The sequence below is a fragment of the Microcoleus sp. C2D2 genome (assembly GCF_036702495.1).
GTDB lineage: Bacteria > Cyanobacteriota > Cyanobacteriia > Cyanobacteriales > Microcoleaceae > Microcoleus.
In genome coordinates this window covers 41,788-57,807 of the sequence record NZ_JAUBTO010000022.1, presented here as the reverse complement: position 1 = coordinate 57,807, position 16,020 = coordinate 41,788, and the positions used below count along the sequence as shown (strand labels likewise).

At 47.2% G+C, this 16,020-nt stretch carries 11 protein-coding genes; 8 read left to right on the top strand and 3 right to left on the bottom strand.

Annotation, left to right across the window (positions count from 1 at the left end; translation table 11 throughout):
• The first annotated feature begins 12 nt into the window (after positions 1–12).
• Together priA and QUB61_RS10135 are read left to right on the top strand one after the other, a co-directional pair.
• Entirely contained in the window at positions 13–2,574 is a 2,562-nt protein-coding gene (gene priA / locus QUB61_RS10140) for a primosomal protein N' (protein ID WP_333123316.1), read from the top strand.
• Positions 2,575–3,362: 788 nt separating this feature from the next.
• The gene (locus QUB61_RS10135) at positions 3,363–4,343 is read left to right on the top strand and encodes a transposase (RefSeq protein ID WP_333123314.1); all 981 of its coding nucleotides are present in this window, start codon (positions 3,363–3,365) and stop codon (positions 4,341–4,343) included.
• On the opposite strand, the gene QUB61_RS10130 is transcribed toward QUB61_RS10135, so the two are convergent.
• From QUB61_RS10130 to QUB61_RS10120, 3 genes are all read right to left on the bottom strand, one after another.
• On the bottom strand, positions 4,333–6,087 hold the full coding sequence (locus QUB61_RS10130; protein WP_333123312.1) for an asparagine synthase-related protein: 1,755 nt from the start codon (positions 6,085–6,087) through the stop codon (positions 4,333–4,335). The genes QUB61_RS10135 and QUB61_RS10130 overlap by 11 nt on opposite strands.
• A 587-nt stretch (positions 6,088–6,674) precedes the next feature.
• Positions 6,675–7,481 carry an SDR family NAD(P)-dependent oxidoreductase gene (locus tag QUB61_RS10125; protein ID WP_333123309.1) on the bottom strand — a complete coding sequence of 269 codons (807 nt, stop codon included), beginning with the start codon at positions 7,479–7,481 and terminating at the stop codon, positions 6,675–6,677.
• A gap of 712 nt (positions 7,482–8,193) precedes the next feature.
• Entirely contained in the window at positions 8,194–9,627 is a 1,434-nt protein-coding gene (locus QUB61_RS10120) for a carotenoid oxygenase family protein (RefSeq protein ID WP_333123305.1), read from the bottom strand.
• Positions 9,628–9,700: 73 nt separating this feature from the next.
• Here QUB61_RS10120 and QUB61_RS10115 point away from each other — a divergent pair, with 73 nt between their 5' ends.
• The 6 genes from QUB61_RS10115 to QUB61_RS10090 all read left to right on the top strand — a co-directional run bounded on the left by QUB61_RS10115 (position 9,701) and on the right by QUB61_RS10090 (position 15,966).
• A complete protein-coding gene (locus QUB61_RS10115; RefSeq protein WP_333123371.1) occupies positions 9,701–10,735 on the top strand; it encodes an LD-carboxypeptidase in 1,035 nt (344 codons plus the stop codon).
• 101 nt (positions 10,736–10,836) lie between these two features.
• Positions 10,837–11,598 (top strand): class I SAM-dependent methyltransferase, encoded by a 762-nt coding sequence (locus tag QUB61_RS10110; RefSeq protein WP_445300220.1) that lies wholly within the window; start codon positions 10,837–10,839, stop codon positions 11,596–11,598.
• A gap of 221 nt (positions 11,599–11,819) precedes the next feature.
• Complete coding sequence (locus QUB61_RS10105) at positions 11,820–12,821, top strand: cytochrome c oxidase subunit II (RefSeq protein WP_333123299.1); 1,002 nt, start codon at positions 11,820–11,822, stop codon at positions 12,819–12,821.
• A 78-nt stretch (positions 12,822–12,899) separates the two neighbouring features.
• Positions 12,900–14,705 carry a cytochrome c oxidase subunit I gene (gene ctaD, locus QUB61_RS10100; RefSeq protein WP_333123296.1) on the top strand — a complete coding sequence of 602 codons (1,806 nt, stop codon included), beginning with the start codon at positions 12,900–12,902 and terminating at the stop codon, positions 14,703–14,705.
• A 208-nt stretch (positions 14,706–14,913) separates the two neighbouring features.
• Positions 14,914–15,537, top strand: a complete 624-nt coding sequence (locus QUB61_RS10095; protein WP_333123293.1) for a heme-copper oxidase subunit III — start codon at positions 14,914–14,916, stop codon at positions 15,535–15,537.
• A 120-nt stretch (positions 15,538–15,657) separates the two neighbouring features.
• Positions 15,658–15,966 (top strand): HNH endonuclease, encoded by a 309-nt coding sequence (locus tag QUB61_RS10090; protein ID WP_333123290.1) that lies wholly within the window; start codon positions 15,658–15,660, stop codon positions 15,964–15,966.
• Positions 15,967–16,020: the final 54 nt, after the last annotated feature.

The following is a 16,020-nucleotide window of genomic DNA, read 5'->3' as shown; positions in this document are numbered from 1 at the left end:
ATGTGCAACCCTATGTCTACTGTCACTTTTGGTTTGTCAACCCCTGTAGCGGCAGAGCCCGGGGCATCCTACGGCAGCAGCGAACCGCCACAGCGCCCCACCCTGGGGGCAGAGTGGATCGAGGTATTGGTGGACTCTCCTTTCAGGGTTGCGGGGGACTCCCCTGGGGAGGAAAACAAATTATTGACTTATCGTTTACCTGCGGAACTTACCGTGCAACCAGGGGATATTTTGAGTGTACCCTTTGGCAATCAACAGGTAGGGGCGATCGCGATTCGGTTCATTTCTCAACTGCGGCCCGACTTAGATCCGACAAGGGTTAAAGATGTCGTAGATGTGGTCAGTGCGGGTTTTTTCCCGCCTAATTACTGGGAATTGCTCGATCGCATTGCCACCTATTATTGCACACCTTTAATTCAAGTAATTAGAGCCTCGCTGCCGCCCGGTTTGTTAAGGCGTTCCGTGCGCCGAATTCGCTTAATTAAGGACGCAATTTCTCCGAATGCCGAAACATTTCTCAATCCCGCCGCTACTCAAATTTTGCAATTGCTGCAAGCTCAAAAAAACTGCGATTACACTTGGCAATACCTCCAGCGACAAGTCAAGGGAAGTTATCGGGGATTGCGAGATTTATTGAAACGGGGTTGGGTAGAAAGTTATTTAGAACCTCCCCATCCTCCCAAACCACAACTTAAACCTGCAGTGACATTAATTGCTAGTGCATTTGTCACAGATTTAACCAAGCGGCAACAAGAAGTATTGGAAGTTTTGCGGCGCGAGGGCGGTGAAATGTGGCTGAACGATTTGCTGAAAAAGTGCAGTGCGAGTTCTTCGGTTGTCAAAGCTTTGGAGCAAAAAGGTAGCGTTGTTATCGATCAAAGGGAAGTGCTCAGGGGCGACCGCGGAATTGCTCGGTTGCCCGATTCACCGAAAGCTTTAAATCATTTTCAGGCTGAAGCTTTAGCGTTTATTAACACTTTTTCGGGATTCCGTCAAGTGCTGCTGCACGGCGTTACAGGTTCCGGGAAAACCGAAGTGTATTTGCAGGCGATCGCCCCCATCTTAGCCAGCGGCAAATCCGCCCTCGTACTCGTTCCCGAAATCGGTTTAACACCACAACTTACCGATCGATTCCGAAACCGTTTTGGCGAGCAAATTTGCGTGTACCACAGCGCCCTATCCGACGGCGAACGTTACGATACATGGCGTCAGATGCTGACTGGAACCCCGCAAATTGTCATCGGCACGCGATCGGCCATTTTTGCGCCTTTACCTCACCTCGGCTTAATTATCCTCGATGAAGAACACGACAGCAGCTTCAAACAAGACGACCCAATCCCCTGCTACCACGCCCGCACCGTTGCCAAATGGCGCGCCGAATTAGAAAATTGTCCCTTAATTTTAGGTTCCGCAACGCCAGCTTTAGAGACTTTTGTGGGGACGCGCCGAGATTATTGCTCGTTACCAAATATCCATTATTTATCATTGCCCGATCGCATTTATTCGCGCCCGATGCCGCCTGTGGAAATAGTCGATATGCGCCAAGAATTGCGGCAAGGAAACCGCTCAATTTTCAGTGCTTCCCTGCAAAACGCCCTGGAACAATTGCGAGCAAGACAACAGCAAGGTATTCTATTTATTCACAGAAGAGGACACAGTACCTTTGTCTCTTGTCGGAGTTGCGGGTATGTGATGGAATGCCCGAATTGCGATGTTTCTCTGTCTTATCACCACGTCGGTGAAGGAACCGCAGAAGTGTTGCGGTGTCACTACTGCAACCACACGGAACGGCACCCCCAAAACTGCCCGGAATGCAGTTCTCCTTACTTCAAAAACTTTGGTAGTGGCACTCAGCGAGTCGAACAGGAATTAACGAGATTATTTCCAGAACTGCGGGCAATTCGGTTTGACAGCGATACGACTAGAAATAAGGGCGACCACCGCAGATTGTTAACGCAATTTGCCAATGGGGAAGCTGACATTTTGTTGGGTACGCAAATGCTGACGAAAGGGTTAGATTTAGCTGGAGTAACATTGGTGGGAGTTGTGTCTGCTGACGGGTTGCTGAACTTATCCGATTATCGGGCCAGCGAACGAGCTTTTCAAACATTAACTCAAGTCGCGGGCCGTGCGGGCAGAGGCGACGATCCGGGGCGGGTAATTATTCAAACTTACACTCCAGAACACCGGGTTATTCAAGCAGTTAGGCGGCACGAATATACAGGTTTTGTGGAAACAGAATTAGCAGAAAGAGCAGCGCTGAATTATCCTCCTTCGGGGCGGCTGATTTTGTTGCGATTGAGCAGTGCAGATGCGACGGAAGTGGCGGTGACGGCGGTACAATTGGCGTCTGTTTGTCAGGAGTATATTGAGCGATTGTCTGTACCGGGGTGTGAGTTGTTGGGGCCTGCACCTGCGGTGATTATGCGGGTGGCAAATCGCTATCGGTGGCAGATTTTGCTGAAGTTGCCTTTGGATGAGTCGGTGGATTTGTCGGATTTGATCGGATTGCGCGATCGTACGCCGCGTTCTGTTAGTTTAATTATTGATGTCGATCCGTTGAATTTTGGTTGAGGGTTATTGGTTGGGTGGGGGCGGGTTTATATAGATTGTTTGTCAGCCTCAAAGATAGTTGGTAAAACCCGCCCCTACAGGTCATCGTCGGGGCGGGTTTTTATAGATTGTTTTTCAGCCTCAAATATGGTTGGTAAAACCCGCCCCTTGTATCTTAAAAGAGTGAGTCAGTCGATCGCCACGTCATTGATTAGATCGTACCGACAATCAGGCGATTGAGCCGAAAATCAGGCGATTGAGCCGAAAATCAGTCGATCGAGCCGATAAGTGGTCGAGCGTACCGATAAGTGGGCGATCGTACCGATAATCAGTCTATCGAGCCGACAATCAGGCGATGGAGCCGACAAGCAAAGCGAATCTAAAGAAACAAGGAAAGTTTTGTAAAAAAGGTTCTGTAACAGGCGAAAGTGCTAGCTATAGGACATCAGCAATCGGTGAAGTTGGCCCGCCCCTTAGACGGAATAAGTCTGTTGCGTAGATCGGCGGACATTACTGATGACAGGCGCACACTAAACACAGGCGGTATCTGAGGCTCTCGGCACCGCCCTTGAAAGCCTGCATTAACAAGGTTAGTATTCAATTGCCTGTCACGTTCTTTCATAAAATCGGAGTACATCGGGAGCTAAAAATGACATCAACAGTCTTAGGTATATAGCGGTTCTCAAAAAAGTGAGGTATGCCCTATGCCCTATGCCCTATACCCTATGCCCTATGCCCTATGCCCATGAGTACCTCATATGAGAGCTCGAAAGGCTATAGACATCAGTAAAAGAGACTTTCATGTCTGATTGCTGAAAGGAAGTCGTGCAACTAAACCAAAAAGATTCACTAACAATATTCAAGGGTTCGAGAGTTTACATAACTGGCTTCAACAACAAAGTGTAGTCGAACTCCATGCTTGCCTGGAAGCTACTAGCATCTATGGAGAAGCCTTAGCAGAATTCCTTTATGGGGCTGGATTTTTTGTTAGTATCGTTAATCCGACCCGGCTTAAAGGGTTTGCTAAAAGCGAACTCCTACGAACTAAAACTGACTCCGTAGATGCGGCATTGATTGCTCGTTTTTGTGCAGCGATGAAACCATCTCTACGGACACCAACTGCGCCCGAAGTCAAAGAATTAGAAGCCTTGTTGCAACGGCTCGAATCTGTGATTGAAATGACTACTCAAGAGCCGAACCGTCTGGAAACAGCTACGCCAACTGTTGCCGGTCTTACACTGGCACATTTGGAGTATCTAAAAAAGCAACAAAAACTCATTAAAAAACACATGAGTGACCATTTTGACCAGCACCCACATTTAAAACAACAGCGTGACCTCTTGACCTCAATTCCTGGAATTGGTGATGTGACAGCATCCGTATTGTTAGCTGAAATTCGTGATGTTTCCGATTACAACAATGCCCGTCAATTAGCGGCTTATGCGGGTTTAACACCCTGCGAACGGAGTTCTGGGACTTCGGTTAAAGGCAAAACTCGTTTGTCTTGTACCGGCAATGTGCGACTACGAAAGGCGTTGTATTTGCCGGAGGTAGTGGCGATGCGTCACAACCCTTTACTCAAAGCTACTCGCTGTGCGATTATTGGGTCGTGGAAAGGTCAAAATGCAGGTGATTGGTGCTTTGATGCGGAAGTTAGTGCATTTGGCTTTTGGGATTTTAAAATCTCAAAAGCCTTTCGACCCCAATTATTTACTTGCTACCCCTTGACAGTTCAAGACAGTATCTACAAGAATCCTGGTCAATCGATCGGACATGGTATTACTTATTAGCTTGCAGCCAAATTTCTAAACTCGTCAACAGCCACAGCTTAACGCCGTAACGCCCCCAGGTATCTCCTTCATAGTCTAACCATTGACCGATCGCAGATTGGTTGAAATAAGGAGCGATCGCAGCTTTTTTCGACAGCAGCAAACCCTTAGCCTCTCGCTGCCAAAACTTCTTAAATCCCAACTGTACGGGAACCAGCATCCCGCTTTTGGGCCTGTCTAAAATTTGAGCGGGCAGAAGGTTTGCAACCGCTTGTTTTAAAACAGCTTTTTCCACAACTCCCGATAGTTTGTATTCCGGTGGAATACTCATGCTCAAGTCAACTATTCGCTGGTCGAAAAGAGGCGATCGCCCGTGCAAGTCAGCAGCTTGAGTCAAGTTGTTCACTTTGGTCAAAATCTGGTCTGCTCCCTTAAATTTAATATTTAATGCCATTAATCGATTGAGATAATTGCCGCTGGCATTCAAATCCGCACTAAATACCGAAGGTTCTGCTTGCATCGCAGCCAAAATCTCCGGTTTTAACAGTTTCGGCAAATCAGCCGCGCACTTTTGAAAAGAGATTAAATACGCTGGCAGCGAATCCAAATTAGTGACAGAATTGTACAAGCTATTAATTAGCATCGGTTGATTTTTCGGCCCGCCAAAACAGGGGTCGCCGCCTTCGCCGTTGAGGACAACTTCAACAGATTCTCGCGCCATTCTTGCTAAGAGCAAGTTGGGCACTGTCAGCGGGTCGCCGATCGGATCGTCTAAATAGGCCATGGTTTCTGGCAACTTTTCCCACATATCCCGAAAGCTAATTTCTAAAATGTGGTGTTGAGTTTGGCAGTGTTGGGCAACTAAACTGGAAAACTCTAATTCGTTGGCGCATTCTTCACCAAAATGAATTGAGTAAGTGTGAACTGGTCGCTCGTGAAATTTAGCAGCTAAAGCAGCGATGCAGCTAGAGTCTAACCCGCCGGAAAGAAAGACGCCTACAGGTTGATTTGCAGGCAAATATTCTCGGACAATTTCATCTAAAAGAGAGCGCAATCTCGCGCCATGCCATTCTAAAGATTGTTCGGCTTCGGCAACTTGTTCTCGGAGTTCCCAGTAAGCGGAAATCGTCTCGTCAGGGAAGCTCAAAACGGTTCCTGGGCGCAGTTCTCGCACTTGCTGCCAGAGGGTACGATCGCCCGGAACGAAGGAGCAGCAGAGGTAATCTCGCAGCGCTGTCAGGTCGATCGCCCTTGAATGGTATGGTGCGATCGCCCTTTGTTGAGGAGCAATCCAGCGAGTCGCGCCAACATCAGTGTAGTAAAGAGTGCGCGCACCCGTGCGATCGCGCGCCAGCCGCAAAACTTGCCCTTCTCTGTCCCAAACCGCGAACGCGAACATACCCGCCAGCAGCGGCAAACATTCAACGCCCCAGCGTTCCCACAGTTGAGCGACTAATTGGCGATCGCACCCCTGCCAACCCGACGCAGAAATCCCCACTCTTTCCAGCAATTCTAATCGGTTGCTCAGCCAAATATCGCCGACAACTGCAAATTTTTCGGAGGGACTTAGAATTATTTGAGTGTTTGGGTTTGAGCAAATAATAGCGATTTGACCTTCTCGCCACGCTGTATTATCTTCTATCCCGTCTGTTTTGCCCCAAGCTATCCGCCAACTTGAGGCAAATTCAACCAGAGGATTTCGAGGGAGAGAGGATTTTTGTTTTTGGCTACCTTTATAATTTAGGAATGATTTTTTATTGCTCATTTTTGATAATTCAATATAATTCTAAATATTATCAATTATAACTGAGATGTTGCAGCATTCTTAATAAGCTTTTTATGAACAGGCAAGATGCCTGTTCCACAAGAAAATTCACTCTTCGCTTCACAGGCATCTTGCCTGTTCTTGAGAATGGTGCAAGATGTCAATTATAACAGACTAAGGAGTTACGCACTCCGACAGAAACCTGGTTTTTTATTGAATCTGCGACCTGCAACAAAGTCCGATCGTCCATCAAACCCGGTTTCTCGCCACCCGTGCGTCCAGGACTATCGAACAGCCACAATTAAATTGGTTTGTAGTGAGGACTCTAGTCCTCACTACAAACATTAGTAGCAGTAAGGTGCGCAATGCGTACCCTCTGTATTTCTTAGTCCACTAAGCTGTTGCGGCATTTAAATTGTCTGTCAAAAAACAATCAAACAATGAGTGGGGTGGGCGTCCCGCCCGCCTCGAATATGCAATTTAAATGCGCGACAGCTTAGGAGTGGACGAGAGTTTGTCTAGGATAGGTTTCAACCGCCGAGTAAGGTGCTTCAGGCGCACCCTACATTAGTTTATCGCCCGCTAGCTCAAGCCTCCCGCAATTTACGGCCCCGCGCTTTATCCCGAAGTTGTGGAGTCGCCATCCGCAACACAAAATCCAACAACCAAGGAGCAATTCGGTGACACCAAACTGCTAGATGACTTTGCCATCCTACCAAGATTTCCGGCGCATCTTTCTGCAATCCCGCGACAAGTGCCAGGGCAACTTTTTCGGGAGTTGTGGGCACTACCCACCGGAATTGCTCCAAGTCTCGCACCATGTCCGTATCTGTTAGGGATGGCAGCAAAGCTGTGACTCGAACATTGTACTGACTTAACTCGCTGCGCAAAGCTTGGGTGAATCCCAAAATGGCAAATTTGGTAGCAGAATAAGTCGCCATTGTCGGAGCGGCAATTTTTCCCATCAAGCTCGAAACATTGACGATTGTTCCCTCTTTTTGAGCCGCCATTCGCCGAGCTATCAAGCGGGTAATTGTGTAGGTTCCGAGCAAATTTAAGGCGATTTCTGACTCGATTAATGGCAGCGGCGAACGCAAGAATGATGCTTGGTGCGCGACGCCCGCACAGTTGACTAGCAGGTGAATCGGGCCGCAATCTCGCCAAGCTTGGGCGATCGCAATATTCACCGCTACTGACTGAGTTAAATCCAAAGCTAACGGCACTATTTCTGTGCCAAAAACATCGATTTCCTCTGCCAGTTCAATTAATTGCTTGCGGTTGCGCGCCACAATCACCAAACGTTTGACTCCTTGTCGCCCTAATTCCAGGGCGATCGCTCGCCCAATTCCGCGCGAAGCTCCTGTAACAAGAGCTGTTTTTCCTTGAAGTTGCATAGATTAAACCTTTTGGTAGATGCTCACCGCTGCACGGAGTTATGAGTTGTGAGTTGTGAATTATCAGTTATGAGTTGAATATTTTGGCGGTAACAACTCATAATCCATAATTTTGGGAAAGGCTATCTTTTTTCGATAGACCTCATTTACTTGTGGGGTTAACTCAAAACCAAAAACTGTTGAATCGCTAACGTGCGCGTGAGTTGAACTAAACTTTTAGTTTGCCAGGAATCAGTCAAATATCGGGTCACTTAACCTCATGCAAGCAGACAAACGTGAGATGAGAAAACCTAGTCGGGAATCATGCCAAAGCTGGCTTTAGTACCGCTATTTCTTCAGTTAGCGTCGGCGGACTTTGCCTGTGCAGCCGCGAATTTATTCGCCGGGATTGGTTTTCTTCAGTCCGCGTCGGCGGACTTTGCCTGTGTAGCCGCGAATTTATTCGCCGGGAATATTCGCCTGGATTGGTTATTCGTTTGGGCTTAATTACCCCTCTTTTTTTAGTCCGCAGAGGCAGACGATATCCTGTGCAGCCGCGACTTACAATCGCCGGGGATTCGCGCGAATTGGCACAGGATAATTGAGCAATGCAGATTATCAATTCCACACCTCCTAGATATGAGAATTTCCTATCTACACACACCTTAACAACTAGAAGTTAAAGCGGCAACAATTTTTAATAAATCTTCCGCAACACTTCTTTACACAATTCTCATACGGCGGATTTCCAAGTGCCGTGAAAGCCCAAAGGTATGACACCGGGCAATTCTAGCTGGCAAACAGGTTCGCGGGAAAGTCGGTCGCTGTCAAATATCCAGACTTCGCTGCTGTCAGAATTGCCGTCGTAAACAACTGTCAAAATCCAACCTTTGTCTGAGTAAATATCTGGAACGTAGATGGGCTCTGCGGGATAGCGATTTTCGCCACAGTCGGCAATTGTGAGATGGCGGCTTTGCGTGTCAAAACGGGCGATCGCGCCATAACGTTCCGGTACAATATCAACGTCAGGCCGATACATTGCCAGATAAATATACCGCGACTCTTGCCCTATTTCGGCAGCAGGTACCATCGGAAATTCGCAAGGTTGATCCAGCAATTCTTCTGTTGTTGTCACTTTGCCAGTTTGAGGATTTAGACACACCCGCCACAGAGTCCCCTCCGCATCAGTGCGGGTTTTACCCGCCGCTACTTCTTTCAGCCGCTGATTAGTTTGAAAGTCAGCCAAGCGCACAAAATCAACCGCCACCGAACCATCTTCTTTGACAAAACCGTTAGCAAAATGCCACTGATACCAAGGTTCGGTTTCGCCGCGACTAACTAAAGATAGAGTTTCCGAGTCAACCACTAATATCTGCGTTCCTAACTCGGGTTTCCATTCCAAAGAGTCGCTGTAACTGCTAATTCCAGCTAACATTGGCAAAAGTTTTGCTCGTACTGGCGGCACAAAAAATATTAGATACTTTCCCGCCATAACAAAATCGTGGATCAAGGGAAGTCCCTCTAAAGCAACAGTTGCTTGTTGCACAATTTTGCCTGTAGGATCGCTTTTATACAGATGCAACTTTGTACTGGCACCCGGTGTAGTTCCAAAGTTAAAAATATTGCCAGTAATCGGGTCGCGCTTGTAGTGAGCGGAATAAGAAGATCCACTCTCTAAACTTCCTAAATCGTCCGTTCCCTGAGTTTCCAGAGTTTGCAAATCGAGGCTGTGAGGCCAGCCGCCTTCCCACAAAGCTAAAAGGCGATCTGGCAAAGCTAAAACTGAAGTATTGGCAGCATTTTTAACAGATTTAGTCCACCGTAACCACACTGGACCCGGTGCTGTCATGCCGTAATTAGAGTATAGAAATTTATCAGATTTTTCCTCAGCTTGATATCCCGCTGTCTGCACGTAGCGATAAACAGCAGCAGCACCGGCATCGGTAAAATGTACTGCCAAAATTGCACCGTCGCCATCAAACCAGTGTCCCGCATTCATGCCGCCGCGTTCCAAACGTGCGGGCCCGTTGCGGTAGAGAGTGCCGCGCAATCCTGCGGGAATTTTACCGCTTTTAACCAATAGCTGAGTCAGCGGAAACTCCGCAGCAGGACGGGCTAAAGCTTTTGCCCAAGATTTTTTAGCTGAGATTTTAGTGTCGGTTTTCATTGGAAACTCGCAATTTAAAACTGATCTGACAGAAATTTTGCTATACAATTATAGCAAAAGTTACCTAACAGCTATGACTCTCCGCCGCCGCTATCTGCTCAGAACTTTTGGGCTGACTGCTATTGGTACTCAGCTTTTGCCGTTAGCGAAGCCCTCGAAGAGGATCGCCCAAACTAACCTATCTTCGCAAAGTGCGATCGAGCCGCGCCGCCTGCAAGTCGGCGATACTGTAGCTTTAATCAATCCTGCCGCTTTCAACTACCAAAAAGAAGTGCAGCCATTTTTTAAAGTTCTGGATAACCTGGGTTTAAAAGTTAAATTGGGAGAGCATTTTTACGACCGCTACGGCTATTTAGCAGGCAAGGATGCCGATCGCGCCGCCGATGTCAACGCAGCCTTTGCCGATGACTCAGTGCGAGCTATTTTTACCGGGATGGGCGGCTGGGGCTGCGGTCGGATATTGCCGCTCCTAGATTACAATATTATCCGCAACAATCCCAAAATTATTATGGGATTCAGCGATATTACTGCGCTGTTATTGGCGATTTATGCTAAAACTAATATTGTTACTTTCCACGGCCCGTTAGGTGTGTCAAATTGGAGTCCCTTTACAGTAGATTGCGTCAAGAAAGTTTTGTTTGACGGAGGTTCGGTTACGCTGCAAAACTCCCAAAGCTTGCAAGTAGAAACAATCTGGCGCGGAACAGCTAGGGGAAAACTAATCGGCGGCAATTTATCAGTAATAGCAGCAATGGTGGGTTCTGGATATTTACCGACCTGGGAAAACAGTATTTTGTTTGTCGAGGAAGTGGGCGAAGAAGTTTATCGAATCGATCGAATGTTGACGCAGCTCAAATTAGCGGGTATTCTCGATCGAATATCCGGTTTTATTTTCGGACAGTGTACCAAGTGCGAAGCTGAAAAACCCCAAGAGTCCCTAACCTTACCTCAAGTCTTGTCAGACCACATACGCCCCTTGAAGATTCCCGCCTGGTACGGTTCAATGGTGGGACACATCCGGGATAAGTTCACTTTGCCGATCGGCAAACAAGTCGAAATCGACGCAAATTATGGTACAATCAGATTGTTAGAATCCGCTGTCAATTAAGTTTTGAACTCTTCTGGATATTACCGAGGCAGAGCCAAAGCATCTGCGTTCCCAGGCAGAGCCAGGAAACGAGAAATAAATTTAAACACAAAATCAAAAATATCGTGAAAAAAACCGCACAATTCCTTAAACCATTAACAGTAATAATCCTGACAATTATTTGCCTGTTGCCGCTCAATGCCTGTGCAGCAGCAAGTAAAACCGCAAATGGCGACCCAATTTATCAGCAGCGAACCGTCCACAATCCCGACGGAATCGGCAAATTTTACATGGGTCGAGAAATTGCCCAAGTCATGGGATATCAAGGCGCTGGTTGGCTGGAAAGACCGTCTCGCGGCATGGAAGAAAAATCAGCTCGATTAGTCAACAATCTCGATTTAAAACCAACCGATATTGTAGCAGACATTGGAGCGGGAACGGGATATATTAGCTTTCGCATCGCTCCCTTAGTTCCACAAGGAAAAGTTTTAGCAGTTGACGTGCAGCCGGAAATGATTAATTTTCTGGAATTGAATAAACAAGAAAAAAATATCGCTAACGTTGAGCCAGTTTTGGGAAATATCGACAATCCGAATTTGCCGGAAAACAGCGTGGATTTAGTTGTGATGGTCGATGCTTATCACGAATTTGCATATCCCAGAGAAATGATGCAAGGAATTGTGAAAGCACTCAAACCGGGGGGCCGCACGGTATCGATCGAGTATCGGGGCGAAAACCCCCTGATTCCCATTAAAGGTTTGCACAAAATGACGCAGAAGCAGGTTAAAAAAGAAATGGCAGCCGTCGGTTTAGTATGGAAAGAGACAAAAGATATGTTACCTCAGCAGCATTTGATGGTGTTTGAGAAACAATCTCAAATTTAGCAGCCAAACAAAGCGATTATATACCATTTTTAATCATTTTTGTCAAGGTACAAAAGACGTATTTTTTATGCGCGCGGGCGCTCGCTCAAACATACTAAGCCTTAAGTAACCCTTAAGATAGACATTTTACTAAAAATACCATTTACAATTAAAAATTGATAACCCAGAGGCGCTTCCTTCATTTTTCAAGCGAAGAAGTGTCGCTATTAAGAAGTACCAGCGTGAAGATTCCAAGTTCTATCCTCACTATGCTCGCCGGCATCGGAGTGACTCTGATCAGTCTCTGGTACGGGCAGAATCACGGTTTACTGCCGATCGCCGCCTCTGATGAAGCATCCGAGATCGACGCACTCTTCAATACAATGATGACCATTTCCACTGGATTATTTATCATGGTCCAGGGAGTGCTGATCTATGCTGCAATTAGATATCGCCGCCGTCAAGGAGACAACACAGACGGGCCGCCTTGGCATGACAACTTTCCCTTAGAAATTCTTTGGACAGCCGTGCCGGCGGTGATTATTTTAGGAATCGGAGTCTACAGTTTTGAGATTTACAACTCAATGGGAGGCCTCGATCCGATGGGCAATCACGACCACGGCACCATGCAAGCGCACTCTAAAATGCGGGGAAGTGCGATCGCAGCCACACTCTCAGATACGCCCCAAAACGCCCCTCAAATTCCGTCTCAAAAATTCCTTGCTTTAGGCGTAGGCGCTTCCCCAGAAAATGAAGACAAACCAGCAGATTTAGTTGTAAATGTCATGGGTTTGCAGTACGCCTGGATTTTTAGCTATCCAGAAAGCGGCGTTAGTTCCGGCGAACTGCATATGCCAGCAAACCGCGACGTACAGCTAAATATCTCAGCCCAAGACGTGCTGCACGCATTTTGGCTGCCGGAATTTCGCCTCAAACAAGATGCAATTCCCGGGCGGCCGAGCGAACTGAGATTTACAGCAACTAAAACCGGCGAATACCGCGTTGTTTGTGCTGAATTGTGCGGCGCTTATCACGGAGCGATGAAAGCTTTAGCAGTCGTTCACACGCCCGAAGAATTCGACAGTTGGCTGCAAAGCCAGCAAGTTGCTAGCAGTCAAAACTTAGAGCAAGCAGTTGCAGCCAATCCTGGGGAATTGTCAGACGGTGAATTTTTGGCTCCCTACGTCAGGGAAATAAAAATTAATTCCGAAACCCTAGAACAACTTCACCCAACTCATCACTAAAAATAGTCATTAGTTCCTGGCACTGGATCTTCGATCCTCAGCCAATAACTAATGACTAATAACTAATGACTAATAACTATGACACAAGCACAGTTCCAAGAAAGTGCCAACACTGAGGCTCGCGGAACAGCGCCCGCCGATAGACATTGGCGCGACTACTTCACTTTTAATACCGACCACAAAGTCATCGGTATTCAATACCTAGTCACAACATTTATTTTCTATCTAATCGGCGGCGTCATGGCAACTTTGGTGCGAACAGAACTCGCCACCCCCGACGCCGATTTTGTCACCCCCGAACTCTACAACAGTTTATTTACTGTTCACGCCACAGTGATGATCTTCCTGTGGATCGTACCCGCCGGAGCCGGATTTGCTAACTTTTTGATCCCCTTAATGATTGGGGCAAAAGACATGGCATTTCCCAGGCTGAATGCCGTTGCCTTTTGGCTAATTCCCGCAGGCGGCGTGTTGCTGTTGAGCAGTTTTTTGGTAGGAGCTCCGCAGGCGGGTTGGACTTCCTATCCGCCTTTGAGCTTAGTTACAGCTCAAGCGGGAGAAGAAATTTGGATTCTCAGCGTTTTGATTCTGGGAACTTCTTCGATTTTGGGGGCGGTGAATTTTGCCGTTACCATCTTTACCATGCGCGTTCCGAGCATGAGTCTCAATGAAATGCCTTTGTTTTGCTGGGCGATGATTGCGACTTCAGCACTGACTTTGATTGCTACTCCAGTGTTAGCCGCAGCTTTGATTTTGCTGTCGTTTGACTTGTTAGCAGGGACGGCATTTTTTAACCCGACCGGCAACGGCGATCCCATCGTCTACCAGCATTTATTCTGGTTTTATTCGCACCCGGCAGTTTACATTATGATTATGCCCTTTTTCGGGGTGATTTCAGAAGTTTTGCCGGTGCATTCCCGCAAGCCAATTTTTGGTTATTTGGCGATCGCATATTCCAGTCTCGCGATCAGCTTTTTGGGCTTGATCGTGTGGGCGCACCATATGTTTACCAGCGGCACTCCCGGCTGGCTGCGGATGTTTTTTATGATCACCACTATGATCATCGCCGTACCAACTGGGATTAAAATATTTAGCTGGTTGGCAACTATTTGGGGAGGAAAACTCCGGCTTGTCAGCGCCATGCTATTTGGGATGGGTTTTATCTCAACATTTGTCCTCGGCGGCATCACCGGGATCATGGTAGCTTCCGTACCTTTCGACATTCACGTTCACGACACTTATTTTGTCGTCGCTCACCTACACTACGTGCTGTTTGGCGGCTCAGTGTTTGGAATTTACGCGGCTTTTTACCACTGGTTCCCCAAAATGACGGGGCGGATGATTAATGAATTTTGGGGTAGAGTTCACTTTGTTTTAACCTATGTTGGCTTTACTGTAACTTTCCTGCCGATGCACGCTTTGGGGATGCAAGGAATGCCCCGGCGGGTGGCAATGTACGACCCGAAATTTACCACAATTAATGTCATTTGTACTGTCGGTGCTTATATGCTGGCAGTGTCTACAATCCCGTTTATCATTAATGTGATTTGGAGCTGGAGGTACGGCCCGAAAGCAGGTGACAATCCTTGGCAAGCTTTGAGTTTGGAATGGATGACGACTTCGCCGCCCCCGATCGAAAATTTTGAAGGAGTGCCGGTATTGGCAACGGGACCTTACGATTACGGCATGGAAAAAATTCAGAATACAGGGGAACGTCTCAGGCTCAAGTTGAGGGAAAATGCCACCCGCAACGCCCAGAAACAGGGTATTCCTATTGCGGAGGCTCAAGCTTCAACTTTCTTGGGTAGAACTGCAACTTTGGTCGCTCCTGAATCAGACATAGATGTTGATTCTCCTGCTGATGAAAGTCAAGATGGCGAGTAGTTATTAGTCATCAGTCATTAGTCATTAGTTATTAGTTATTGCTCTTTGCAATATGAGAACTTTGGACTAATGACTTTTGACAGCAACAGCACACCAGCGATGTAGGGAGAAATTTTTTCCCTCTTCCCTCTTCCCTGTTCCTTCTTCCTTCTTCCTTCTTCCTTCTTCCTTCTTCCCTCAACATCCCATTACCAACTAGCAATTTATTATGCAAATTCCAGCGATCGATCCGGCAAAAACAGCCCTGAATTACCACCGCGAGGCCGAGGTAGAAGCACACGGTGTCGAGCATCCCGACCACCGAATGTTAGGTGTAATTGTCTTCCTGTGCGCTGAAGGCATGATATTTTTCGGTATGTTTGCGGCGTATTTGATTTATCGGGCGATGGCCCCCGTGTGGCCTCCTGAAGATACCCCGGCGCGAGAATTATTGCTGCCGGGAATCAATACGATAATTCTGATTGCTAGCAGTTTTGTGATTCACAATGCGGATACTGCAATCAAAAAGAATGATGCGGCGGGAATGCGAAATTGGCTGCTCGTCACTATTGCTATGGGCGCAGTTTTCTTGGGCGGTCAGGTTTACGAATACGCTCATTTAGAGTTTGGCTTGACGACGAATTTGTATGCCAGTTGCTTTTACGTTTTGACTGCTTTTCACGGCTTGCACGTTACGTTGGGAGTGCTGCTGATGGTGGGGGTGGTGTGGCGGTCGCGCACCCAAGGTCACTATTCTAGCGAACACCACTTCGGAATCGAAGCGACTGAGATTTACTGGCACTTTGTGGATGTTATTTGGATTGTTTTGTTTTTGCTGCTGTATATTTTGTGACCCCTAGGTTCTGCTTGGATGCCCCCTTTTTTAGGGGGTTTTTTTGTATTCACATGAATCAAAGCCGATCGCGCTAAACTAAAAGTAGGAGTTCTCCTATGCAGCAGCATTGAGAAAATTATGCAGTGCGAATTGTGCGATCGACAAATGGAAGCATTAACCGCCCATCACCTCATCCCCAAACAAAACACCAAGCGGAAAAACGAAGATCCCAGCCCGACAATCGACATTTGCTCCGCTTGTCACCGCCAGATTCACTCTCTATTTGACAACAAACACCTCGCCCAAGAGCTCAACACCCTGGAAAAGCTCAAAAATGACCCTGAGCTCCATAAATTTGTCTCTTGGATTAAGAAACAAAAAACCGACAAACGCATTCAAGTACGTAGCAAAAAACCTCGATCCCAGGGCCCGCACTCAGGTATATAGTCCTGGACGCAGTTACTGTCTGAAACCCGGTTTCTTCATAAATTATTCGTTTCC

What these genes read in the sequence shown, in the direction of transcription:
- QUB61_RS10090 (WP_333123290.1), top strand. Translation starts at nt 15,658, where the DNA reads ATGCAGTGCGAATTGTGCGATCGACAAATGGAAGCATTAACCGCCCAT.
- ctaD (WP_333123296.1), top strand. Translation starts at nt 12,900, where the DNA reads ATGACACAAGCACAGTTCCAAGAAAGTGCCAACACTGAGGCTCGCGGA.
- QUB61_RS10130 (WP_333123312.1), bottom strand. Translation starts at nt 6,087, where the DNA reads ATGAGCAATAAAAAATCATTCCTAAATTATAAAGGTAGCCAAAAACAA.
- QUB61_RS10120 (WP_333123305.1), bottom strand. Translation starts at nt 9,627, where the DNA reads ATGAAAACCGACACTAAAATCTCAGCTAAAAAATCTTGGGCAAAAGCT.
- QUB61_RS10125 (WP_333123309.1), bottom strand. Translation starts at nt 7,481, where the DNA reads ATGCAACTTCAAGGAAAAACAGCTCTTGTTACAGGAGCTTCGCGCGGA.
- priA (WP_333123316.1), top strand. Translation starts at nt 13, where the DNA reads ATGTCTACTGTCACTTTTGGTTTGTCAACCCCTGTAGCGGCAGAGCCC.
- QUB61_RS10115 (WP_333123371.1), top strand. Translation starts at nt 9,701, where the DNA reads ATGACTCTCCGCCGCCGCTATCTGCTCAGAACTTTTGGGCTGACTGCT.
- QUB61_RS10095 (WP_333123293.1), top strand. Translation starts at nt 14,914, where the DNA reads ATGCAAATTCCAGCGATCGATCCGGCAAAAACAGCCCTGAATTACCAC.